The 24,905-nt window shown below is 36.7% G+C and carries 20 protein-coding genes; 14 read left to right on the plus strand and 6 right to left on the minus strand.

Going from position 1 to position 24,905, the window contains the following annotated elements; all coding sequences use genetic code 11:
- The coding region (locus BT1A1_RS17680) for an ATP-binding cassette domain-containing protein (RefSeq protein WP_156103150.1) at nucleotides 1-155 on the minus strand (155 nt) is incomplete at its 3' end.
- A gap of 132 nt (nucleotides 156-287) precedes the next feature.
- The gene (locus BT1A1_RS02510; RefSeq protein WP_034767769.1) at nucleotides 288-1,208 is read right to left on the minus strand and encodes a helix-turn-helix domain-containing protein; all 921 of its coding nucleotides are present in this window, start codon (nucleotides 1,206-1,208) and stop codon (nucleotides 288-290) included.
- A 469-nt stretch (nucleotides 1,209-1,677) separates the two neighbouring features.
- Here BT1A1_RS02510 and BT1A1_RS02515 point away from each other — a divergent pair, with 469 nt between their 5' ends.
- The 6 genes from BT1A1_RS02515 (at nucleotide 1,678) to BT1A1_RS02540 (ending at nucleotide 8,935) form a co-directional block, all read left to right on the plus strand.
- Nucleotides 1,678-2,691: a DUF1646 family protein gene (locus BT1A1_RS02515; protein WP_034767771.1), complete on the plus strand. Its 1,014-nt coding sequence runs from the start codon at nucleotides 1,678-1,680 to the stop codon at nucleotides 2,689-2,691.
- A gap of 297 nt (nucleotides 2,692-2,988) precedes the next feature.
- Complete coding sequence (locus BT1A1_RS02520) at nucleotides 2,989-3,606, plus strand: 5-bromo-4-chloroindolyl phosphate hydrolysis family protein (RefSeq protein WP_034767775.1); 618 nt, start codon at nucleotides 2,989-2,991, stop codon at nucleotides 3,604-3,606.
- Nucleotides 3,607-3,740: 134 nt separating this feature from the next.
- Nucleotides 3,741-4,832 (plus strand): toxic anion resistance protein, encoded by a 1,092-nt coding sequence (locus BT1A1_RS02525; RefSeq protein WP_375293572.1) that lies wholly within the window; start codon nucleotides 3,741-3,743, stop codon nucleotides 4,830-4,832.
- A 341-nt stretch (nucleotides 4,833-5,173) separates the two neighbouring features.
- Nucleotides 5,174-6,190, plus strand: a complete 1,017-nt coding sequence (locus BT1A1_RS02530; RefSeq protein ID WP_034767779.1) for a TAXI family TRAP transporter solute-binding subunit — start codon at nucleotides 5,174-5,176, stop codon at nucleotides 6,188-6,190.
- A gap of 212 nt (nucleotides 6,191-6,402) precedes the next feature.
- Nucleotides 6,403-6,936 carry a DUF1850 domain-containing protein gene (locus BT1A1_RS02535; RefSeq protein WP_034767781.1) on the plus strand — a complete coding sequence of 178 codons (534 nt, stop codon included), beginning with the start codon at nucleotides 6,403-6,405 and terminating at the stop codon, nucleotides 6,934-6,936.
- A 46-nt stretch (nucleotides 6,937-6,982) separates the two neighbouring features.
- On the plus strand, nucleotides 6,983-8,935 hold the full coding sequence (locus BT1A1_RS02540) for a TRAP transporter permease (RefSeq protein WP_081912243.1): 1,953 nt from the start codon (nucleotides 6,983-6,985) through the stop codon (nucleotides 8,933-8,935).
- A 100-nt stretch (nucleotides 8,936-9,035) separates the two neighbouring features.
- On the opposite strand, the gene BT1A1_RS02545 is transcribed toward BT1A1_RS02540, so the two are convergent.
- From BT1A1_RS02545 to mgtE, 3 genes are all read right to left on the minus strand, one after another.
- Complete coding sequence (locus BT1A1_RS02545; protein WP_034767784.1) at nucleotides 9,036-10,214, minus strand: FtsW/RodA/SpoVE family cell cycle protein; 1,179 nt, start codon at nucleotides 10,212-10,214, stop codon at nucleotides 9,036-9,038.
- A gap of 580 nt (nucleotides 10,215-10,794) precedes the next feature.
- The gene (locus BT1A1_RS02555; protein WP_034767816.1) at nucleotides 10,795-12,159 is read right to left on the minus strand and encodes a hemolysin family protein; all 1,365 of its coding nucleotides are present in this window, start codon (nucleotides 12,157-12,159) and stop codon (nucleotides 10,795-10,797) included.
- A 607-nt stretch (nucleotides 12,160-12,766) separates the two neighbouring features.
- Nucleotides 12,767-14,128 carry a magnesium transporter gene (gene mgtE / locus BT1A1_RS02560; RefSeq protein ID WP_034767787.1) on the minus strand — a complete coding sequence of 454 codons (1,362 nt, stop codon included), beginning with the start codon at nucleotides 14,126-14,128 and terminating at the stop codon, nucleotides 12,767-12,769.
- Between the two features lie 514 nt (nucleotides 14,129-14,642).
- Here mgtE and BT1A1_RS02565 point away from each other — a divergent pair.
- The 7 genes from BT1A1_RS02565 to BT1A1_RS02595 all read left to right on the plus strand — a co-directional run bounded on the left by BT1A1_RS02565 (nucleotide 14,643) and on the right by BT1A1_RS02595 (nucleotide 23,289).
- The gene (locus tag BT1A1_RS02565; RefSeq protein WP_051988970.1) at nucleotides 14,643-15,431 is read left to right on the plus strand and encodes a hypothetical protein; all 789 of its coding nucleotides are present in this window, start codon (nucleotides 14,643-14,645) and stop codon (nucleotides 15,429-15,431) included.
- Nucleotides 15,432-15,668: 237 nt separating this feature from the next.
- Nucleotides 15,669-16,745: a D-alanine--D-alanine ligase gene (locus tag BT1A1_RS02570; RefSeq protein ID WP_034767791.1), complete on the plus strand. Its 1,077-nt coding sequence runs from the start codon at nucleotides 15,669-15,671 to the stop codon at nucleotides 16,743-16,745.
- 262 nt (nucleotides 16,746-17,007) lie between these two features.
- Entirely contained in the window at nucleotides 17,008-18,384 is a 1,377-nt protein-coding gene (locus BT1A1_RS02575; RefSeq protein ID WP_034767799.1) for a UDP-N-acetylmuramoyl-tripeptide--D-alanyl-D-alanine ligase, read from the plus strand.
- Nucleotides 18,385-18,702: 318 nt separating this feature from the next.
- On the plus strand, nucleotides 18,703-19,425 hold the full coding sequence (locus tag BT1A1_RS02580) for an alpha/beta hydrolase (protein ID WP_034767800.1): 723 nt from the start codon (nucleotides 18,703-18,705) through the stop codon (nucleotides 19,423-19,425).
- A 105-nt stretch (nucleotides 19,426-19,530) separates the two neighbouring features.
- The gene (locus BT1A1_RS02585; RefSeq protein WP_269147480.1) at nucleotides 19,531-20,952 is read left to right on the plus strand and encodes a degradosome RNA helicase CshA; all 1,422 of its coding nucleotides are present in this window, start codon (nucleotides 19,531-19,533) and stop codon (nucleotides 20,950-20,952) included.
- 389 nt (nucleotides 20,953-21,341) lie between these two features.
- Entirely contained in the window at nucleotides 21,342-21,821 is a 480-nt protein-coding gene (locus BT1A1_RS02590) for a PH domain-containing protein (protein ID WP_034767804.1), read from the plus strand.
- Nucleotides 21,814-23,289 (plus strand): PH domain-containing protein, encoded by a 1,476-nt coding sequence (locus BT1A1_RS02595; RefSeq protein WP_051988971.1) that lies wholly within the window; start codon nucleotides 21,814-21,816, stop codon nucleotides 23,287-23,289. The genes BT1A1_RS02590 and BT1A1_RS02595 overlap by 8 nt, the downstream gene beginning before the upstream one ends.
- Before the next feature lie 269 nt (nucleotides 23,290-23,558).
- On the opposite strand, the gene BT1A1_RS02600 is transcribed toward BT1A1_RS02595, so the two are convergent.
- Nucleotides 23,559-24,140, minus strand: a complete 582-nt coding sequence (locus BT1A1_RS02600; RefSeq protein ID WP_034767808.1) for a rhomboid family intramembrane serine protease — start codon at nucleotides 24,138-24,140, stop codon at nucleotides 23,559-23,561.
- 86 nt (nucleotides 24,141-24,226) lie between these two features.
- Between BT1A1_RS02600 and acpS the strand changes: the two genes are divergently transcribed.
- Nucleotides 24,227-24,583 carry a holo-ACP synthase gene (gene acpS, locus BT1A1_RS02605; protein WP_034767809.1) on the plus strand — a complete coding sequence of 119 codons (357 nt, stop codon included), beginning with the start codon at nucleotides 24,227-24,229 and terminating at the stop codon, nucleotides 24,581-24,583.
- Nucleotides 24,584-24,905 lie beyond the last annotated feature (322 nt).

Here is a 24,905-nt window from a genome sequence, read left to right on the forward strand (position 1 = left end):
TGGGCAATCATCCGTAAAGTTGTTGACTTCCCGCAACCGGATGGACCGACGAAAACAATAAATTCCTTATCTTGAATATGAAGATTGAAATCAGATACAGCGGTTACTTTGTTATCATAGATTTTGTAAATGTGATTGAGTTTTAAATCTGCCATTTTTCCATTCCTCCTGTGAAAACGATTTCTCCTATAAGTAAATTTTAGTGAAAATGTTTTCAATTGTGAATGGACAAAGTGCACAAAGAAACCAGGTGATTTTTTGTCACATTGTTCATGAGGAGTACTTACTTATGAAGAAAATTGGCCTCCGTCTATATACAGTGAGGCATCGGCAAATATACTGATAAAATAAACGGAAATGGCTCCTTGAAACTTTTTAATATCAATGCTCGTATGCTCAATGAATTTATCAATTTTGTATTGTAGGCTATTTCGATGCATGTACAATTCTTTTGCTGACAAGCTTGTATTAAAATTATTTTCAAGATATTTTTTAATAATTTTTACCATTTCCTTATCCCCTTGAAAAATATCCTGGTATTCCTGTTCTAAAATCGGGATTAAACGGTGCCATTCAGTTGTCATCATGACAATTGGAAAAGCATGAATAAATGAGAAAATATGTTTTTGCGGATAAACGTTTCTTCCCATTTTAAAATAATATTGTTCACGGAAAAACCGTTCTTTTAACTTTTGAGAAACTTCAAAGAACCTTCCGATATAAAAATCAACCTTAATATAAAAATCTGCTAAAATGGCGTCCTTAAAGGAATCAAAATCTTTTTCCGTTAAAAAATCATTCATTTCCTTTTCAATGATGATACCTGTTTTTTTATCAAACCAAACGAAAGCGACCCGGTCTTGAATAAATGATTCCACAGCATTCACAAAATCGTGATAATCGTTTATTTCTTCCAGATGGAACTGAATGAAGCGGATACGTCCACTATTACCTGGGAGTTTTCCATCATTTAGCAAAAATTGATACCAAGCCTTTTGTTCAACTTGGCTGTTTAAAAATTCAGGTGTTTCTTCAACAAGCGTATATTTCGTTTCAAGCAACAATTTTTCACGCTCAGTAACCGATGATTTTTTTATTGTGAAATATTGCTTGGTCGACTCATCGTAAAAACAAAAGCATTCATCGTCGTAGGAAGGTAGATCCTGAATTACGGCATCCGGATACAGTTTTAAAATATTTTTATGCATCTCTAATCCTCATCCTTTAGTATTAGGTCCTCTTTTAGAAATTTTTTGAAGAAATTTACCCTTTGTTTAGGCAATAGGCAAATCGTCAATAGTTTCAAGTTTGGCAAAAAGCTTTTACCCTCAGTGGGTCCAATTCATTTTAAATTAAGTATTTACTCGAACAGACTTGGAATAATCATATAGTTTGGATTTTAAAAACGTCTCCTAGCAAAGTATCTATAGTTAATTTTATCCTGATTTTTCATGGAACATCAAGTTCTATATTTTTAAAGGGCTTTTGCCTAATTTAAGGGGAGCCTACCCGTTTCAGCTCCATTTCATCCGGTTTTGTCCCTGTCAATTAGATTTAGAAATTTTAATAGAGACATTTAGGTGAAAAATTAGCATTTTTAGAAAAACAATAGTTACATTCATATGGTATATTATGTTAAAATAGTCTGGTATAAAGGAAGAAAGAAGGAATAATCATATGTTCGGTTTGTTAATTATTTTAGTACTGGTTCTATTCTTACCTTTTACAGTAAAAGCGATTGAACATAACTTAGAGTACTTTCTGTTTGTTATGGGGATTCTTGCCGCGATAATCGGAGGCGTGTTGGATGTTGAATTATTTATGCACGCTCTGGAAGATCCAATTAAAATCACTTTAGCGGTATTCATAGCGGGTGTGCTCTTTAAATGGTTCCAGACCCAATTGGGTAATGCAATCAATACAATAAGCCATAAAATGCCATTTCCGTTATTTATTGCATTAGTTGTTATTGGTTTAGGACTGCTTTCAAGTATTATTACTGCTATTATTGCCGCTCTTGTATTAGTATTGATTATTAGTAATCTTTCACTACAAAGAAGACATGAAGTACTATTGACGGTTATCTCTTGTTTTTCAATCGGACTCGGAGCCGCTTTGACGCCGATTGGGGAACCGTTATCCACCATTGTTGTAAGTAAGATGAATGAAGACTTCTTTTATTTGATTGATTTGGTCGGGCCATTTATTATTCCTGGAGTAATTCTTTTAGGGATTTTTGCCGCTTTTGCAGTCAAACGTAGAGAAGGGGCTGGCCTTCAATCGACCGGTGAATCGGAATCATATAAAGAAATATTTGTCCGTGCCGTCAAAATTTATTTATTCGTTTTCGGTTTGACCATGTTAGGTGCAGGTTTTGAACCGTTAATTAATGCGTATTTGCTTGATTTAAGTCCGAGAATTCTTTATTGGGTTAATATTATCTCAGCCGTTCTTGATAACGCAACTTTAGCTGCGGCTGAAATTAGTCCGGCTATGAGTCAAAGTACGATTGAAGCTATTTTGATGGGATTACTTATTAGTGGGGGTATGTTAATCCCGGGTAATATTCCTAATATTATCTCGGCAGGTAAACTAAATATAACAAGTAAAGAATGGGCAAGAGTCGGGCTTCCGTTTGGCATGGTCATCATGGTTGTGTATTTTGTTATTTTACTTATAAGCGGATTATAAAAGGAGAAGACTTTTGCGCTTGTCGCTGTCGCTTTTGGCGCAGAAATACTTTTGCGCCTGTCGCTATCGCTTTCGGCGCAAAATCAGAGGTGTCTCAGTTGAGACACCTCTGATTTTGTTGCTATTTGTTTCGTTTGTAGATTAAAATAGAAATGAAGGAGTGTCTGTTTTTCTGAAACTAATCGCATGTCTTTTTCGTAATACTAATATCGAATGAAACTTGAATGGTTAATGGAGATAAAAGGATAGTTACCGATTAAAGTAATTATTCAGTTCTCTTTTATGGGAGTGATGATCTTGAAAACATTTTTGTTTTTTATGCTTAGAACATTTACAGCCGGGTTTGCGATGGTCATGATTTGGTTGATCAGTTTTTTTGGATTTGACCAAAGTTTCTTATGGTCATCCGTTTTTGGCTTAATTGGCGGTACTGCGGTATATTACGGGATGAAGGTAGGTACTCAATCGCAATTTTTACGAAGAAACGGTTTAACGAGAAAAGAATATAAACTAGTTGAAGAAAATTTAAAAGAAGCGAAACAGAAAATTCACCGTCTACAAAAGGCATTTATCCAGATTCAAAATTTAACGAATGCAAAACAAAATTTTGAAACATTACGGGTTATTTATAAAATATACAATATCACAAAGAAAGAACCAAGACGATTTTTTCTTGCAGATGAATTTTATTATTCGCACTTGGAATCTATTGTTGAGTTAGCCGAAAAATATACGTTTCTCGCATCGCAGCCGGCAAAAACAGTGGACTTGGCAAAATCTTTGCGAGAAACTAGAGAAACAATGGATGATCTGGTAAAACTAATCGAACAAGATTTACACTTGATGATTGAAGGGGATATAAACAACTTAAATTTTGAAATTGATGTAGCAAAGAAATTTATTGAACGAAAATGAAGGCAGGAGGTAGCTAAATGGTTGAGAAGGAAAAATTAACCGGTGATATAGATGATTTATTGGCCAATCCTTTTGGAGATCTGTCTAAAGAATCGGCCGAGAATAAGCAGGAATTGCAAGAAGCAGGAAAACAAATGGGAATGGATTTGTTTAATAAAGTTGGAGAAACGAAACCGAAAAAAATTATTGAAACATTGCCGGATGAGGATAAACAGCGGGCATACCAATTAGCTAATCAAATTGACCCGAAAAATCAAACATCCATTTCTCTTTATGGAACACAGGCCCAATCCAAATTAATGAATTTCTCTTCTACAATGCTTGACCATGTGAAGAGCGGGAACATCGGTGAGATTGGGGAAATTATAACGGATTTAATGAAAAAATTAGATCAAGTAAACCCTGATGAATTACAAGTGGAGAAACGGAATATTTTTTCAAGGATGTTTGGAAAAATGTCGCGCTCCGTTAATGAAATTTTAGCAAGATACCAAAAAACCGGTGCGCAAATTGACCGAATCACCGTCCGTCTTGAACATTGCAAAAACACATTAATCAAAGACAATACGTTGCTTGACCAGATGTATGAAAAAAATAAAGAGTATTTTCAGGCGTTAAATATTTATATTGCTGCTGGAGAAGTGAAATTAGAGGAACTGCATACGAAACTTATTCCCGAATTGAAACGGAAAGCGGAACAATCAGGGGATCAAATGGCATATCAAGAAGTTAACGATATGATCCAGTTTGCGGACCGTCTGGAAAAGAGGTTACATGACTTAAAATTAAGCAGGCAAATCACGATTCAAAGTGCACCGCAAATCCGGATGATTCAAAATACGAATCAGACGTTGATGGAAAAGATTCAAACATCCATTACAACGGCGATTCCGCTGTGGAAAAATCAGATTGCCATTGCCTTGACATTATTAAGGCAACGAAAAGCGGTAGAGGCTCAAAAACAAGTATCACAAACAACAAATGACTTACTTCTGAAAAACTCAGAAATGCTCAAAACAAATTCAATTGAAGTTGCCAAAGAAAATGAACGGGGAATTGTTGATATTGAAACATTGAAGAAAACACAGGAAAATCTTGTATCAACACTGGAAGAAACATTAAGAATACAAGCAGAAGGTCGGGCAAAACGCCATCAAGCAGAACAAGAACTCGTTACAATGGAAGAACAATTGAAACAAAAACTATTGGAAATTCGAGAAAATTAATTTTGTGAACCATCAGTTAGAATTCTCAATAAATGAGGATAACTGGTGGTTTTTTTATATACATATGCTAGAAGAAATGATTTTATATGACAATGAAAGGGATAACTAATTAGTCACACTCTAGGTTTTATATATTACTAACATTAATAGTTTGACAATGGTATTAATTCCTAGTTATATTAATATTAATAATAAAGCGGTATTAAATAATGTGAATTTGGCACAATTAATTATGAATGAGCGTTCATTCTTATTTCAGAAAAATATTGCGCCAAAGTCAGATTATTCTATTCAGGAAACGCTTTGTTATTGTTTATCAAATTTTAAAAGGGGGAAACGGGATGAAAAAGAAGTTTTTTGCATTGCTTTCAGTAGTTTTTGCTCTTTCACTTTTCCTTGTTGCATGTGGTGGTGGAAGTGAATCAAGTGGTGGAAACAGTGGCGGTTCTAATGAAGGGGAGAAATCAAAAACTGAAGAAAAGCCAAAATTCTTAAGCATGTTAACCGGTGGAACAAGTGGTACATATTATCCATTGGGTGGAGAAATTGCAAAAATCATTACAGACAAAACCGGAATTCAAACGGATGCTGTTTCCTCAAATGCATCAGCGGATAACGTAATTGCATTAAGTGAAGGGAATGCAGAAATTGCCTTTGTTCAAACCGATGTGATGGCAGCTGCCGTAGAAGGAATAAATGCTTTTGAAAAAACTGGGAAAGTAACAAATGTGCTTGCACTTGGTTCGTTATATCCGGAAACGATCCAAATTGTAACGCTTGCAAAGTCGAATATTAATTCGGTTGAAGATTTGAAAGGAAAAAAGGTTTCTGTCGGAGCACCGGGTTCAGGAACATACATTAATGCACAACAAATTTTGGAAGTCCATGGCATGACAATGGATGATATTGATGCTCAAAACCTTGATTTTGCCGAGTCTACCGGTGGACTTCAAGACGGTAATATTGATGCAGCATTTATCACTGCAGGCACACCGACCGGAGCCGTTGAAGGGTTATCTGCTACAAATCCGGTGAAAATTGTTCCGATTGCCCAAGATAAAGTAGATGCGCTAGTTAAAAAATATCCTTATTATGCGGAAGACACCATTGCTTCAGGAACATACGGGCTGAAAGAAGATGTAAACACCGTCGCAGTCTTGGCCATGCTTGCGGTTGTTGATAGTGTGCCGGAAGATACGGTATATGAAATTACGAAAGCGATTTATGAAAATACAGGCAGCATTACGCATGCAAAAGGGAAATACATTAAGTTGGAAAATGCATTAAAAGGAATCGGCATTGATTTGCATCCGGGTGCAGAAAAATATTTTAAAGAAGCCGGAGTTTCAACAGAATAGAAGGTTCATAAAGGAATTTGGGACCAATCTTACCGGAAGTGTTGTTTTTCAATAGAATAGAAGGTTTATAAAGAAATTTGGGTTCAAAACCTCAATTCGGCAGTCTTGTGTCTCAATAGAATAGAAGTTTCATATGGGCTGGCTGTGAAAGCACACTTGCATACGCGGCCGGCCTCTTATTGATTAGCAGTCTATTATTAGGATGAACTTACATGAAACGTAAGAAATATATGAACACCTTAATTATAATTATCGTTTTCCTCGTTATCATACTAACGGTTTTATTTATTCCATTTCGTAAATCGCTCGTCTTTTATGAACGGAACACCGGTCAAATCGCTGCCTATCTCCCCGTTAAGGAGGGAGATACTTTTCAAATTATTTTTACCCATTCAATTCATTTAACCGATGTTATTGAGAAATATCGGGTTTTGCCGGATGATACGATGGAGGAATACGAATTTGTTTTTGAAGAATTTGGTATTGGAATGCCTTCCAATGCGGAGACGGGACAAACTTTCGAATATAAGGATGGAAAATATCATATAAAAGATGTAGGTAATGTCTTCCCGTCGATGATGATCCGAAATGGAAAAACCGTTTCAAAACATCGCTTAGTCTGGGGAGAAAATGAAGAACATATCGTCAAATTTAACGATTATCTGAAACCTGGGGAAATATATAAGGTTCAAGTAGATCATCTATCATTATGGCAATCTGTGAAAGGAGTTGAAATCCGTGACTGAGCATAATGAAAAAGTTCAATTATCCGAAGAAGAGCAAAAGGCATTAATGGAAAAATATGATGCTGAATCACGAACACGAAAACTGTCCGGAATGATGTCAAAAGTTATTATTGGCTTGTTAGTTGCCTTTTCTTTATTTCAAATCTATACGGGTGCATTCGGGGAATTAACAGCATATATTCAACGAACAGTCCATCTAGGTTTTGCGTTGGTTTTAATCTTTTTATTGTTTCCCGCAAGAAAGACTGCATTACGCCAAAAAATAGCTTGGTACGACTATATTCTTGCAGTTCTGGCCATTATCGTCTGTGGCTATTGGCCTGTTTTTTATGATTCATTGGTGCAAAAAATCGGTAGTATTGATACAGCACAAATGATTATTGGCGGTCTGGTTATTATATTGGTTTTGGAAGCGGCAAGAAGAGTGGTCGGTCTTCCTTTGGTTGTCATTGCAATAGCTTTCCTTCTTTATGCTTTATATGGACCAAGTATGCCGGGAATGTTGGCACATAGAGGGTTAAGTCTTGAGCAATTAATAAATTCCATGTTTTATACAACAGAGGGAATCCTTGGTACGCCACTTCAAGTATCATCGACTTTCATTTTCTTATTTATCTTGTTCGGGGCTTTCCTTGGACAGACAGGGGTAGGAAACTATTTCAATGACTTGGCCATTTCAATTGCAGGAAGACGTATTGGTGGTCCTGCAAAAGTGGCGGTTTTTACAAGTGCATTGGAAGGGACGATTTCAGGCAGTTCTGTTGCCAATGTGGTACAATCGGGCTCCTATACCATCCCTTTAATGAAACGATTAGGCTATCATCGGAATTTTGCCGGTGCGGTAGAAGCTGCAGCATCAACGGGTGGTCAAATTATGCCGCCGGTTATGGGCGCGGCTGCCTTTTTAATGGTTGAATTTGCCGGTGTACCCTATATTGAAATTGTCAAAGCTGCGGTTATTCCAGCTATCTTATATTTTACCGGAATTTGGATTATGGTTCATTTTGAAGCGAAAAAACAAGGATTACGCGGTTTGCCAAAAGAAGAAATTCCAGCTAAAAAGGAAGTATTTAAGAAAATCTATCTGTTAACGCCAATACTTGCCATTATCATTTTCATGGACATCGGTACGAGTATTTCCCGCGCAGCTCTATTAGGTATTTTGTTTACGATTATTGTCAGCTTGTTTAGAAAAGATACGCGGATTACATTATCGAAATTTTTTGTAGCTCTCATTGAAGGGGCTCGTTCTGCACTTGGGGTCGCAGCTGCAACCGCCTGTGCCGGGATTATTGTCGGAGTTGTCACAAAAACAGGGCTCGGTTTGAAACTTGGAAACGAAATTGTCGGACTCGCCCAGACAATTACAAATAACCCGAATGCTTTATTATTATTGACTTTATTTTTTACGATGATCACATCCATCATCATCGGCATGGGATCACCGACAACAGCGAATTATATTATTACATCAACAATTGCATTACCGGCCATTTTAGCATTAAATAATCAGCTGGAAGTGGCTGTGCCGGTCTTAGCTGCCCATATGTTTGTTTTTTATTTTGGTATTGTTGCCGATATTACACCACCTGTTGCTTTGGCTGCTTTTGCGGCAACAGGAATCTCGGGCGGGGAACCAATCCGAACGGGAATTAATGCTTCGAAGCTTGCTGTCGCCGCTTTTATCATACCGTATATGTTTGTAATGGAACCTGAGTTATTGATGATTAATACGACTTTCTTAGGTGTGCTATGGATTATTTTTACTGCCATTACCGGGATGGTTGGTATCGGTGCCGGGTTAATTGGTTATTGGTATAAAAAACTAAACTGGATTGAAAGAATTGCTTCTGTTGTTATTGGATTGTTATTGATTTATCCTGAAGGCTATTCTGATTTGATTGGCTTAGCCGGCTTTATTGCCATGGTTGTTTATCAATTTGCGTTGAAAAAAGGGACAGAAATAGGGGAGAAAGAGGCGAAAGAAGCGAATTTGTGAGAAATAAATGTACAGTAGAAAAACTCCGGACCTGAATCTTGACGTCCGGAGTTATCTATATTTATTTATCCTATCCTTAACTGCGAGTCAAGACCGCCGTTTATTCATCTGTATCTGCTTCAAACATATAATTTTTATGATAAAACCGGATGCTGAAAACTAACCCCATGGCGAGCATATTGCCCATCAATGAACTTCCCCCGTAACTTAGGAAAGGAAGTGGGATTCCGGTAATTGGCAATACTTGGATAGTCATCCCGATATTTTGAAATACATGGAATGCAGTCATACTAATGATACCTGCACAAATATAAGAATTAAATTGAGAGTTCGTTTCTAATGAAATTTTTATTAAATGATAGATAAGCAGGAAAAATAAACTGATAACGACACTGGCACCGATAAAGCCGTATTCTTCAGCAATTAGACTAAAGATAAAGTCTGTATGGCGCTCCATGACGTATACTTCTTTCCCCATAAAGCCTTTCCCGAAAATCTCACCGGACCCAATTGCTTGCAGGGAACTAATTAAGTGTAAACCATCACCGGATGCATAACTATATGGGTCTAACCAGGCATAAATCCTTCCATACTGATAAGGGTCAATATGATCTTTTAGAAAATCCGGAAAATATATCATAACACCAATAATACCTACCCCAAGAAGAGCAACTAGAGAGAAAAAGGGTAATATTATTTTCCATGAAATTCCAGATACTAAAATCATTCCGGCTGTAATGGCCATGATGACTAATGCAGTTCCTAAGTCCGGCTGTTCCATAATTAACACCAATGGAACCAAAGCAGTGAGGCCAATTTTAACTAACAACCAAAAATCTGATTGTAATGTTTTTACCGGATATTTTTGATTATGATCGGATGTAAGCCGACTAATCGCCAAGATTAAAAATACTTTCATAAATTCGGACGGCTGAATGCTCCCGAATGGAAGGGTGAACCAGCTATGGGCTCCATTTCGTTCCTCTGCAATACCCAAATGGAGTTTGGCTGCAATCCATAATACAATAAGTAAAAATATCCCAAAACCATAAAATATCCATGATAATTTTTTATATTGATCCGGATCAAAAAACAAGGCCCCCCCAATAATGATAGCCCCAACGATATACCATTTTAATTGATCAAGTACAAAGTTTGTTGAATATTGCCCTGAAGTCTGAGCACTGTATATAGATATTAAACTAACAATAAAAAACAGAAATAATATAAAAGCTAAAGTCCAATCAAAACGATCTGGAACTTTTTTTTCATTTTCCATTATATTCACCTTTTCACTTTTAAAAAATCGAATAAAATAATATTATATCACGTTTAACACCCAAAAAGTCCGTTTTTCGGAATCTTACGGATAAAATTTTCGGATTTTTGTTGTAAAAAAATGGTTCAAGAAAATCGGACAGGGAATTTTTCGTCCAAATGTTGTTTGGATGTTAGTTTATTTTTTACATAACCATATTATAATCGATTTAGTGAAAGTAGCAAAAACAAAAATTTGGCAGAATGTTAATTTTGGGGATGCACATCTATTCAGTTATTTTTTCTTCAAGTTTTATAGATATGAAATAGTGACATACATTCCCCGAAACCTCCTGAATCAATCAGGTGAAAAACTCCAAAATAAAAGGAACTACCATAATAGGTGCAGTTCCATGTAAAATACCAAATACGAACGTTGAACCGGGAGAAAGCGGCCTGAACGGAAAGCATGAAATCACGCATGGCTTTCCTCCCTAGTTCTCTCATAAAGGTACGACTGAAATTTTCCGTTTTACACTTACAATCATCAAATATTTCATGTGAACGGTTTTGATAAAAGTTGTCCTTTTCCATGGACATGATTAAACCACTTCTGTATTCGCAGTCGCCATGTTCGTCGGATGAACTGGATTTTCATAGTTACTCTCTGTGACAACTTTTCTTGCTTCGATATATTTAATATGGTGATCTTCTATCTCAATTACTTTAAATTGGTAATCTTTATAGATGAGGATGTCACCTTGTTTTGCCTCAAAATTTTCCGTTAAAAACCATCCACCAATCGTATCAACATCTTCATCATTAATGTCAAGTGATAATAATGCATTTATTTCACTGACTAATACTTTACCGTCAAAGATATAGTGGTTTTCAGACAATTGTCGAATTAATGGGATTTCATCTAAATCGAACTCATCCCGGATTTCACCTACGATCTCTTCCACAATATCTTCCACCGTGACAAGACCGCTTGTTCCACCATACTCATCAAAAAGAATAGCCATATGAATTTGTTCTTTTTGCATTTTGACAAGAAGATTATGAACAGGGATTGTATCAATCACCCTGATGATAGGTCGAATAAAGGATCTGACGGTATACTTTGAAAGATCTTTGCCGGAAATATAAGTTGTTAGCAGTTCTTTCATATTAATAAATCCGACAATATGATCTTTATCTCCGTCAATCACCGGATAACGGGTAAATTTTTCTACACGAGCAAGGTCTAATAGAGACTCAATGGAATCATTTATGTCAATACTTACAATTTCTGTTCGCGGAACCATGATTTCTTTTGCAATCCGATTATCAAATTCAAATATCTTATTTACATACTTGTATTCTGACAGGTTTATTTCACCGTTTCGATAGCTTTCACTTAAGATGATCCGAAGTTCTTCTTCCGTATGAGCACTACCATTTTCCGCCATAGGTTTTAAACCGAAAGCTTTCGTAATTAAGCGTGCGGAACCGTTCAGTACCCAGATGAGCGGATACATAATTTTGTAAAATAAAATCAGCGGTCTGGAAACCAGTAATGTAATTTCTTCAGCTTTTTGAATAGCAACCGTTTTTGGTGCCAACTCGCCAACAACAACATGTAAGAACGTCATTATTAAAAATGCGATGGTAATTGTCAACAAATGGGAAATCGACTCAGGAATACTGAAGTTCGTAAAAAGTTTGGTAAAAATCGACTCAAAAGTAGATTCTCCTAACCAACCGATTCCAAGTGCGGTAACGGTAATCCCAAGTTGACAGGCAGATAAATATTCATCCAGGTTGGTAATGATTTTTTTTGCAGCAATTGCACTTTTTCTTCCTTTTTCGATATGTTCTTCAATTTTCGACGTTCGCACCTTAACAATGGCAAACTCAGAAACTACGAAAAATGCCGTTAACGCAATTAGAACGGCGATATAAATCAGACCAACTATGTCGTCCAACAAAATCCCCGCCCCTTAAAACAGGGTCGGGAGTTCACCTCCTAAAAGAATTCATAATTTTTCCAACGCAAAGTGCATATGGAAAGCCTCGAAAGTTACATTTCTCGCCGAAAAATGAGTATAATATTTTTTCGGTGAACTACACTTTACGCAACGTCAGGTTCTTACGCCTGAGTTTTCTTAACTATTTTTATTAGACAGGCAGTGTAAGGTCATTCATCATTCTTTACGAAGGTACATTCCTCCTTTTAATTAATAGTTTACAACACATTGGGGTTTTTGTTAATGGAGCTTTGGAGACTTCTATAAAAAAATAAGTATGAAATGTTGGCTGAATTTTCCATTCCCCTAACAGAAAAATGACTTGTATTCACTTAAGCCTTGTTTGAAACTTATAAACAGTTAAAAAAGCAAAAAATTTTCTTTATTATATCTATTATAGATATATATATTTCTGGAGTCAATATTTATTGTGAGGTTTTATTTATAAATTTGTAATATTTAGATAACTATTTACATAAAAATTTACTCCCACCTAAAGCTCCAAATCAAAGGGGAAGATAGGTGGGAGATGGGGTGTATTCTTTATCCTTCTAAAAACACATAGTCATAATAATTTGTCTAAAAAAATGGAAGCAATGGAAAAATACGTTGTCAGTGAAAAAATGTCATTTAATGTTGTAATAAGTGGACCGGAAGCAATCGCAGGGTCAATTTTCAGCCGATAGAGAATAAGGGGAATTACTGTTCCGGCCAATGTGCCAATAATCAAGGTTAAAAACAGGGATACACCGACGACAAGCCCAATATAAATGTTTCCTTGCCAAAAATAAGCAATAAAAGAAATAAGAATCCCACAAATGACGCCGATAATGAAGCCAACGATAAATTCCCGTAAAATCAGATGAAAAATCGCCTTTTTATTTAAATCTTGTCCGGCTAAACCACGAACAACGACGGCCAAAGATTGTGTGCCGGTATTCCCGGTCATCCCTGAAATCATCGGCATAAAGAATGCCAATGCAACAACAAGATCCAATGTTTCTTGAAAATAACTGATAATACTACCGGAAAACAATCCGATAATGAGTAATAAAACGAGCCAAGGCAATCTCCGCCAGGCAGCGATGGTTGCTTTTGTATCGAAATCGATGGCTTTCCCTGAAGCGGATAATTTTTCTATATCTTCATTTGCTTCACGGATAATGACGTCTAACATATCATCAAACGTGATGATCCCAAGCAGTACATTATCTTCGTTAACAACGGGAAGAGCGAGAAAGTCATATCTTTCCAAAATTCGGGCTGCTTCTTCCTGGTCGGTATAGTCAGATACCGAAATAACCCGTTCAAACATAATGTTTTCAATTTTATCATTCAAATCGGCAAGAAGGAGATCGCGGTATGAAACTACTCCGACCAGTCTCCGGTTTTCATCGATAACATATAAGTAGTTAATGGTTTCGGCATACTCGGCAAAGTTCTTTAATTTATCAACAGCCTCCCTGACTGTAAAAGTATTTCGAATCCAAACAAATCGGTTCGTCATAAGTCGGCCGGCTGTTTCCTCCGGGTATTTCATAATGTTTTGAACAATTGCCGACTCTTCAAGTTTCATTTCTGCCAAGAGCGATTCGCTTTTCTCGATCGGTAAGTCATGAAGCAAAGAGGCAAGGTCATCGTTATCCATTAAGTTTAAAACCTCGCCCTTTTTATCGATTGTTAATTTATTAAGAATTTCCAATTGTAAATCGGAATCTTCCACTTCTTGGATTACGTCTGCCAGTAGATGGTTGTCCAAGTGGAATAAAAACCGAGTTTTCAATTTATGCGGTAACTCTTTATATAAATTTGCAATATCATAAGGTTGCAATTCATCAATGATGAGCATGAGTTCATTCCGTTTGTTTTCTCGCAATAATTTTACAACGGTTACTAATAGTTGCTCATTTGTCATTAAATGGTTCATGAAAGCTCCCCTCCTTTATTTGCTAATAGGAAAGTGAAAATTTTCCAATTTCTACTTTCCTAACGCATAAGTTCACAAGAAAAGCTACGTGGGAATACATCGCAGCCGAAAAAATTTTATATTTTTTCGGTGAACTACGGCTCTGCTCTCGCCGAAAGGCTCGGACGCTCGAGTTTTCTTTATAGTCAATGGTAAGGCGGAATCATGAGCGTCCATTTTTTCAATATATTTTCTGAAACTATTTTCACATATATATGAAGGCAAAACAAGATATGTGAAATAATCAAAACACCTTATTAGTATATACAATAATTTTTTCACAGGGGAAAAAGGAAAATGGAAAAAATATGATAAAATTTGTATGTAAGAAACTTATTTATGTAGAAAACGTAAAATTGAAACCAATCAGGATATATAATCGTAATAAATTTGAAAAGCATTATTAATATCATTCATTATATAATGAGTGAATATCCATTTTATATAATGACCGACTTTTAGGGAGATGAACAAGGTGGCCAGAAATGATGATTTCAAAGATTTAATTTATATATTAGTAAATACACGAGATCATTATGTCATTTCAAACGGGATTACCTTTCCCGGATTTATTCAATCATTGAAAAAGCCATTAGCAAACTTGTTATTGTTAAAACACAAATATGATGACACGGAATTCCATTTAGATACCCAATTGGATTATATATTAAAGGATCAAGTGGAACAACTAATCCGAAAAGGAGTTCATAAATTTGGTGAATTTTGCTGGGTGGATTTTGATGATGTATTTAGCTTGGATACTATTGAAGGGGAAGAATTGGCAGAATTACTATATTTAGGTCATATGAAAAAACACCTGTCACTCCCATTTTTCCAAAAATTAAACAATCGCTTTGCCTATTTGACGGAAGATGATGGCTGGCTAAATAAAACGTATTATCGCTATTGGACCGACTTTTATGATTGCCTCGGCGGGATACTGGCCAGCAGGTTAAGTGAAGCGAAATATGATAAATCAATCATCGGTTTTCGCAAAAAAAAGATATATCCACCAATCGAACGAAATGTGTTACACCAACTGAATTCTTTATTGACGGAAGGTCTAGTCTTTTCGTTTCAACATTTTAGCCAAGAACGCGGTCAAATTGAAATCCCTTTTTGGGTTGTCGGTGATTATTATGATATGGATGAAATGATGGAAAAATATCTAGCTGTGTCAACCGCTGATGTGCCCCATGGAAATATTGTATTTGACCGAAAACAAAAGGAATGGCAAGTAAACCTAAATAAAAATGGAAATTGAAAGGTTCGATAAATGAGCACCCAAAAGGTTTTTTCACATTAGCTTGACACATTATTTTCTAATTTGAGCGTGTGTTTTTTCGAAAAACAGACTTTTTTGGGTGTTATTCATTCTTCTAAATCATATGATACAAAAAGAATGAACTGCTGAAAAAATACCTTTATTGTTCGTTTATTAGTGGTAAAATATATGGGAAATTAGTTACATGTTGTTATTATTTTGTTTGGAGGCATATTCATGAAAAAGAAAATTTTCTTATTGTACGGCGGTAAATCAGCCGAGCACGAAGTATCCATACGGACGGCTTTTGCTGTTACCCAGGCATTAAATTTTGAAAAGTATGAGGTAACCCCGATTTATATAACAGAGGCTGGCCAATGGGTGAAACGTGAAGCTTTAGAAAATCCGGTCAAACAAATTGGCGAATTGAGATTGGATAGACAAAAATCGACAACTACCAGTCCGGCTCTTTTTATAGGAGACTCGATAGAAAAAATGGATGAACCGGGAATTATTTTTCCATTATTACACGGACCTAACGGAGAAGACGGAACAGTTCAAGGCATGCTGGAAGTTTTAAATCTTCCTTATGTTGGGAATGGTGTTTTGGCTTCAGCAGCCGGAATGGATAAAGTCATTATGAAAAACTTGTTTCGTGATGCCGGATTGAATCAAGTTGATTATGTATCCGTTCTTCGTCACGAATGGGAAAATGATGCCGTGGCTTCATATGAAAAGGTTGAAAAAGCTCTTGACTATCCTTGTTTTGTTAAGCCGGCCAATTTAGGATCAAGTGTTGGAATCAGCAAGTGTAAAAACCGGGAAGAATTAGTGAGGGCTTTCCAGGAAGCCTTTCAATTTGATCGGAAAATTATTATTGAGCAAGGTGTGGAAGCCCGCGAGATTGAAATCGGTGTATTAGGAAATGATCAACCGATTTGCTCTGTGGCTGGTGAAATTGTTCCAAAAACAGAATTTTATGATTATCGAGCGAAATATGAAGATGGTGATACGGCTTTGGTTATCCCGGCAGATGTGTCCGAGGAAATCTATGAAACGATAAAAGAAATGGCCATAACAGCTTTCAAAGCATTAGATTGTTCAGGCCTTGTCCGTGCAGACTTTTTTGTCGCAAAAGAAGGAAAAGTTTTAATTAATGAAATTAACACGATGCCGGGATTCACTCCGGTCAGCATGTTCCCGTTACTTTGGAAACATTCAGGATTGGACTATCCGGAATTGATTGACCGACTAATCGAACTTGGTTTCGAACGTTATGAAGAGAAACAAAAAATCCGGTACACATTAGACTAAGCAAGTTTTAATGACTTTATTTCAAGGTGTGTTGTTTTCCTTGGAATAAAGTCTTTTAGTGATTTGTCCAAATGTACATTTTTTTCGGGGTAGGCTTACTGAGATACTGTCGTTTATAACAAGGGCAAAATTTAACTATTATTTTATTTTAGGAGCAAAATGGGCAGGAAATCGAGGCAAATTGTCAGCCAAACAATTCTAGAAACAACACATGCAGCCCCAAAATTAATTGCAAACGAAATTCACCATTGGAGGTGCTAGGATGATTGAAAAAACAGTCCAACAGTTAGCAAACATGATTCAAGTCCACAATGATATTTCTTCCTTTCAAGATCAAACAGTACAAGGTGTTTCAATCAACTCAAAATCAATCCAACAAGGAAATTTGTTTATCCCGCTAAAAGGGGAAAAACATGATGGGCATGAATTTGTTGAACAAGCAATGAGGCAAGGCGCCGGTGCATCCTTATGGCAGAAAGACGTCCCGAATCCTCCGACCAATCTCCCTATTCTCATCGTTGACGACACGTTAGAAGCTTTGCAACAACTTGCAAGAGTTTACCGGGATGAATTATCTTTAAAAGTTGTCGCGGTAACCGGGAGTAATGGGAAAACAACTACGAAGGATATTCTTGCGGAGGTATTATCGGTAAAATATAAAGTTCAAAAAACGTCCGGAAACTTTAATAATCATATTGGTCTTCCACTTACCATCCTTGGATTACAAAAAGATACAGAAGTTGCCGTATTAGAGATGGGCATGAGTAATTTTGGTGAAATTGACTTTTTGACCAAAATGGCAAAACCGGATGCTGCCATCATTACAAATATTGGGGATGCTCACTTACAGGAACTGGGCTCACGAGAAGGAATCGCAAAAGCAAAATTAGAAATTGTAAACGGCCTGAAATCTGGCGGTTTATTCGTCTACCCAGGTGATGAACCGCTCATTGTCTCCCAACTCATGCATATGGATAAACCATGGAAAATCCGGACATTCGGCAAATCGGCAAAAAATGATTACTATCCGACTAAAATTGAAATGAGTGCAACAGGTTCTCTCTTTACCATTAATCAATCTGACATCACGTTTAACCTCCCGATTTTAGGGGAGTATAATGTTTTAAATTCCATGGCAGCAATGATTGTCGCCCGGGAATGGGGAGTATCATTTTCTTCCATCAATGAAGGTTTTTCAAAAATCAAGCTCACCCAGATGAGATTAGAGATGATACCTGGGATAAACGGTTGCCAAATTTTAAATGACGCTTATAACGCCAGTCCGACATCGATGAAAGCCGTTATTGACTTAGTAGCGGACCTCCCGGGGTTTGATAAAAAAATCGTCGTTCTTGGTGATATGTTAGAACTCGGGCCGCAAGAACAAGAATTTCATAAAGAAGTAGGTCGCCATATTCGCCCAGAAAAGATCAATTACGTTTACACATATGGGAAATTAGGAAAACATATTGCAGTCGGCGCAAAGGAAAAATTTGACACAAACAGGTGTTTTTCCTTTACCGATAAAACAGCATTAATTGAACATTTGAAACCTAAGTTAGACAAGCAAACAATCGTTTTGGTAAAAGCCTCAAGAGGGATAAGACTGGAAGAGGTTGTCGAAGGAATTAAGATGTAACGCGCAATCGCATTTATTTTTTGGTCTTTGAAATCCCCTAATTCTGACTGAATAACACCGGTCGCGGCAAATACATTTATTTTTGTCACAGTTGTAATTGAAAGAATTCAGTATGTGTGTTTTCCAGATCTCAGCAATAATATTTATTTTTTGGTAATCCCAAAACAGTCGTCAAATCGTTACGAAGGTCGCCTCTTGAAAAATGCATGAAACCCGAACTTTAGGGAAATTTAAAGTACAACCTCCCTCATTCTTTGAACTTGCTTGTAAAAAAATGGCATCTTACTGGGAGGAGTTTTCCTTAAAGGGTGGTGTGCCATGAATGGATTGTTATGTATTCACGGTTTTACCGGTTCACCAAGAGAAATTGAACCACTCGTCTCATTTTTAAATAATCAAACGAATTGGTTGATACGTACCCCGGTTTTACCCGGTCATGGAGATGAACTGAAACTTAAAGGGGTCCGCTATAGTGACTGGATTCGTCATGCTGAAGAAGAACTCGTTAAATTGATGGAACAATGTGATACAATATATATATGTGGTTTCTCCATGGGCGGTCTCATAGGGAGTTGGTTAGCTACTCAATATCCTGTGAAAAGAATGGTTTTATTAAGTGCAGCGGCTTATTATATGAATCCAAGAAATTTTTTATTAGAAATGCAAAATATGATTTCAGAGTGCCTGACAAATTCATTCCGTCACAGTACAATTTTTCAAAAATATAAAAGAAAGTTTACTTCCACACCTTTAAAAGCGTATTTGGAATTTCGTAAACTTGTCAACACCATCCGGCCAATTTTTTCAAAAGTAAATGTACCGACATTGATTGTCCAAGGAAAAATGGATCCAATTGTACCTTTGAAAAGTGCATATTTTCTGTATGAGTCAATAAATACACCGGAAAAAAAGCTGCTCTTACTTGAAGAGGCTAATCACCATATTTGCTATTGCCAAGAACAGCAGCGAGTGTTTCAAGAAATTTTTACCTTCTTGAATGAAGAGGATACTTGTAAAAAAATTGCAATGACAGCTAATTAATGGTAATATAAATGAACCAAAATGGAGAAAATTATAGTGTAAAGTACATTACTCTCAAAAAGGTGTGAGAGTATTTTTTCTGTAAATTAAAGGAGTATGAAAGCATTGGTAAAATTTGAAAATTTAAATTTAAGTTCTACTACATTAAAGTCACTGAAGCGAATTGGTTTTGAGGAAACGACGCCGATTCAGGAACAAACAATTCCGTTAAGCATGCAAGGAAAAGATATCATTGGACAAGCGCAAACAGGTACGGGGAAAACGGCCGCCTTTGGAATCCCTTTGATTGAAAAAATCAATACCAGAAATAAAAATATCCAAAGTTTAGTCATTGCCCCAACCCGAGAATTGGCTATTCAAGTTTCAGAAGAATTGTTTAAACTTGGTTATGAAAAGCATGTCCAAGTATTGTCAGTTTTCGGTGGTCAAGATATTTCAAGACAAATTCGTGCCTTAAAGAAGAAACCGGCTATTATTGTCGGTACACCCGGAAGACTGCTGGATCATATTCACCGGAAAACCATTAAGCTTCAAGATATTCATACGGTTGTCCTCGATGAAGCTGATGAAATGTTGAATATGGGATTTATTGAAGATATTGAGAAAATTTTAGAAAGTGTTCCTGAAGAAAGGCAAACATTATTATTTTCGGCAACTATGCCTGAGCGAATTCGGCAGATTGCTATTAAGTTTATGAAAGATCCGGAAACGGTTCGGATTAAAGCAAAAGAAATGACGGTTCCACAAATTGATCAATTTTTTGTTAAAGTGGAGGAAAAAGACAAATTTGATGCGTTAACCCGGTTGCTTGATTACCAATCACCGGATTTGGCGATCGTTTTTGGCAGGACAAAACGGCGCGTCGATGAAGTGGCAGAGGCCCTTTCCATCAGAGGTTATACGGCTGAAGGCATTCACGGCGACTTATCGCAAGCAAAACGCCTTTCTGTTCTTCGTAAATTTAAAGAAGGATCGATCGATGTTTTGGTTGCCACCGATGTTGCTGCACGCGGGTTGGATATTTCCGGTGTTACCCATGTATATAATTTTGATATTCCGCAAGACCCGGAAAGCTATGTTCACCGAATCGGACGGACCGGTCGTGCCGGAAAGACCGGGATGGCAATCACTTTTGTAGCACCGCGTGAAATGGGATATTTACGGACAGTGGAAGAAACCACGAAAAGACGGATGAAACGGATGCAGGTCCCGTCCATTGCAGAAGCGATTGAAGGTCAACAACGTTTAACCATTGATAAGATTCATAATACGATCGATGAGAATGACCTTTCCCTTTACCGGAAAGCAGCTGAAGAATTATTGACGCAGCATGACGCACTTACGATTGTATCGGCCGCTCTCAAATTATTAACAAAAGAACCTGCTACAACGCCGGTGAAAATTTCCTATGAAGCTCCGTTACCGGTAAAACGAGACAAAAATAATTTTTCTAAAAAAGTAGGCAGAGGTTCAAGAGAAATGCCGAGAAGACAACGGTCACATAATCGCAGCTATAAAAAAAGCTAGTATCCGGTAATTCCCGAAACCGTGAATATTATATTCTTTAAATAGCGTCAGATACGGCTCTGGACGCTATTTTCATTTTATGATTAGCACACAAAAAGGTTTTTACGAAAAATTTTCTCATTAGGTATTATGTACGATACAAATTGAACTTGGGCGAAATTTTTATAAAATTTTTGCGTGTTAATCATTTAATGGATGAAATGAGAACACTTGTGACTTCTGTCATGAGATGAATCGGCTTCGGAGAGTACGGCAAAAACGTTGCGGATTAACATATGTTCAAGGATTTGTGACTGAATTTTTCAACATATACAATTATAGTAAAATAGTTGTAACTTTTTACCGATATTAACGTATAAAGGTAGAAAAACTTTTAAGGAGGATAAAACATGTTAGGGGAACCGGCAAAACATATTTCTGAACGGGCATTAACTGTTTGGAAAATCCGCGGAATCATTACCTCTGGTTTATCGTTATTAATTTATGTGACTATTAGTGTTGTTATTTTTATTTTCCATTGGCCGAAGTGGATTATTATACCATTAGTTTTATTATGGATTGTTGAAACATATTTCATCATCTTTTTCAATCCAAAACTACGCTGGAAAATCTGGCGTTATGAAGTAAGAGAACAAGAAATTGAAATTCAGCACGGTTTATGGATTGTTACGAAAACATTAGTTCCGATGATTCGTGTTCAACATGTCGATACGACTCAAGGTCCATTATTAAAAAAGTACCATTTAGCTTCCGTCAAAATATCGACCGCAGCAACTGTTCATGAAATTCCTGCCTTAGAAGATGTGGAAGCGGAAGAATTAAGGCATGTCATTTCCAACTTAGCAAGGGTGGCGGATGAAGATGTTTGAGAAGAAACGAATGCACCCGATTTCGGTTATATTATTTATACTCAAAAATATAAAAGATGCAGTTCTCCCCATCATTTTCATGTTTATTTTGGGTGGAAGCGGTGAGGACGCTTCAACACTCGATTTATTATTTCGTTTCGGGATTCCGTCGGTGATCATTTTTTTTACAATCATTAGTGGAATTATTAATTGGTTCCGTTTCACTTACTGGATTGAAGATGAAGAGTTAAGAATAGAACACGGTTTGTTTGTTAGGAAAAAGCGATATATTCCTTTTGAGCGGATTCAAAGTATTTCGGTGACAGAAGGTTTATTGCAGCAGATCTTTGGTTTGGCAAAAATTACGGTTGAAACAGCAGGAGGCGCCCTGGATGAATCGGAAGCCCAATTAATTGCCATCAAAAAAGAGGAAGCGGAAAATATCCAGTCATACATAAAAAAATCAAAGAAAAAACAAAGTATACCAACGGAAGCTTCCGGTGAACAGATGGCGACAATAGCTATAGATACTTCTATTTCTGATGAGGAACCTGTAGACATTATTTATCAAGCGAGTATGAAAAATATTTTTTTATTGGCAATAACAAGCGGTGGTGCTATTGGTGTAATTACTGCGGTCATTGCATTTTTCTCACAATTTGATGAATTGATACCTTATGAAAAAATTTACACAGAGGCACAACTATTTATTGCAAGCAGTATTTCACTCTTTATTATTCTGTCATTATTCATTATCGTGTTTGCCTATTTGATTGCCATTGTACAAACCATGTTGAAGTATTACGATTACAAGGTAGAAAAAACCGAGAAAAATTTAATCATTTCCCACGGATTGTTGGAAAAGCGAAAAATAACCGTTCCCTTTCACCGGATTCAAGGTATCGAAATTATTGAAAATCCTTTGCGACGTCTTTTTGGATATGTAACTTTCCAAGTAATCAATGAGGGCGGGACGGATATGGAGGAACCGGGGAAAGTGATCATTTGTCCGTTAATAAAAAAACAGGAAATTACTGCCATTGTAAAAAGCTGTTTGCCGGATTATCAAGTAGACGTTGAATTAGGAACCTTACCGGACCGTGCGAAAATTCGATATATGTTGCGACCGGCTTATGTTATTTCTATCCCTGTTATTATCGGAGGATATTTTTTACGTCCGTTTGGATGGTTGTTATTGGTGCTCATTCCGTTATCCATGCTCTTCGGCTATCAAAGTTATCGGGGAGCCGGATGGAATATGAGCGGGCATCAGTTGACACTTCGCAGCAGATGGATTCAAACAAGGACGTTTTATACGTTTAAAAACCGAATCCAATCATTAGAGATTTCCAAAAACTGGTTTCAACGGCGAAAGAGTCTAGGAACCATCTATTCACACGTCATGTCAGGTAGCGGTCGTGTGGCTGATTTAGACGAGTCTGTTGCCAAAGCAATCTATCAATGGTATTCCCGTACAGACGCGGAATAAGAAAAATGCGGGCGACTAGAACTTGGCTACAAAACTTGTATTTTCTTTTACTTTGAAGAAAAGGGCTCATTAAGTAAATTGGGCCCTTTTTACATATTATAGTGCATAAAAAGTACCCTCGAATATCTACCTCAGCTACCTATACTACTTTCTAACATGAAGATATTCCCCAAACTTGCATGATGAACCACGCTGCAAAGGTAATGGAATCCGCACAGAAGATGTACAATTTTGTTCACGAGCTATTTTCTATACGGATGTTTAAGAAATTAAATCGTTTTTCTTATAATAAGAAAACCACAAAGACATCCCCACAAAAACCCGCCGATATGTGCATATATATTTGTATTTTTTTCCATAAATGTAAATAAGAGTGCCAGAATAATTATCACCAGTAAACTGTTTTTCAATTGATAAGGTAATTTATTCAAATAGATTAACATAGCAAAAACACCTAATAATCCGAAAACTGCCCCGCTTGCCCCGACATGAATAAAAGTAAGGGGTGCGAAAATATATGTAAATACATTGGCAAAAATTCCTGAACTCAAGTACACCAACAGAAAAGTTGATTTTTTTTTCCGTTCTTCAAGAAGCGAACCGATAATAACTAAGGAAATGCAATTGAACAACAAATGGTTAAAGTTACTGTGGATAAAAATCGGTGTAACCAGCCTCCACCATTCACCATTTGCAATTAGGATATTAACACCAATCATTTTCTCTGCTATCCAGCGGTTCGGAAAAATCGGCAAAGTAATGAACAGGAAAAATAAAATATTTATACCAACTAATATAAAGATGACCGGATGTGTTCGAATAAAATTTTTCAATCCCCTACTTTGATACATGTTTGCACCTCACCATACCATTTGCTTTTTTACCCATACTTGTACATTATGTATATGAAAGAATGTGAAAAATAGAAGGTGGTCAAGTGATAAAAGGGATAGGAATTGATATTGTAGAAATTACCCGAATAAAAAAAGTTTATGAACATAATGAGCGGATTAAAGAGCGGGTTTTGACAAATAAAGAACTACAAATCTTTGAACAATTATCTCCAAAACGAAAAATCGAATTTTTAGCAGGGCGTTTTGCCGCAAAAGAAGCCTTTTCAAAAGCATACGGTACGGGAATTGGAAGGGATTTATCTTTTCATGACATTGAGATTGAGACAGATGTCAGGGGCAAACCTTATCTCGTTAATCCGATTGATTTGCGTGTCCATTTGTCAATTAGTCATAGCGACAACTATGCAATAGCTCAAGTGATCATTGAGGAAGAAGATTAAATTTTATTGCTTATTCGTTAATAGTTACAAGCTTCCGGCAACAAAGTGAATTCGAGTAGAATTTTCGGAATCAAGTAAAAGCCTATTAAGAGGTCCAAGCTGACACCTGACACAATTCCGGTTGAGTTAGATTTAAAAGTGAAAGTGCCGGGTACACTTTGAGAGGGACAATTCCCGATGAATTATATTCAATATGAAACGTGTCGGGTTCCCTTTGATATCCATTTTAAGGCAAAAAACATCCTTTTTGGCACGGGCCTCAATCTCGTCACCATTTTTTTGTAAAAAACTCCCTCTTTTGACGACGAGACTCATTCTCGTC

Origin of the sequence: Caldibacillus thermoamylovorans (genome assembly GCF_000751775.1) — a bacterium.
In the GTDB taxonomy this organism is placed as follows: Bacteria; Bacillota; Bacilli; order Bacillales; family Caldibacillaceae; genus Caldifermentibacillus; species Caldifermentibacillus hisashii.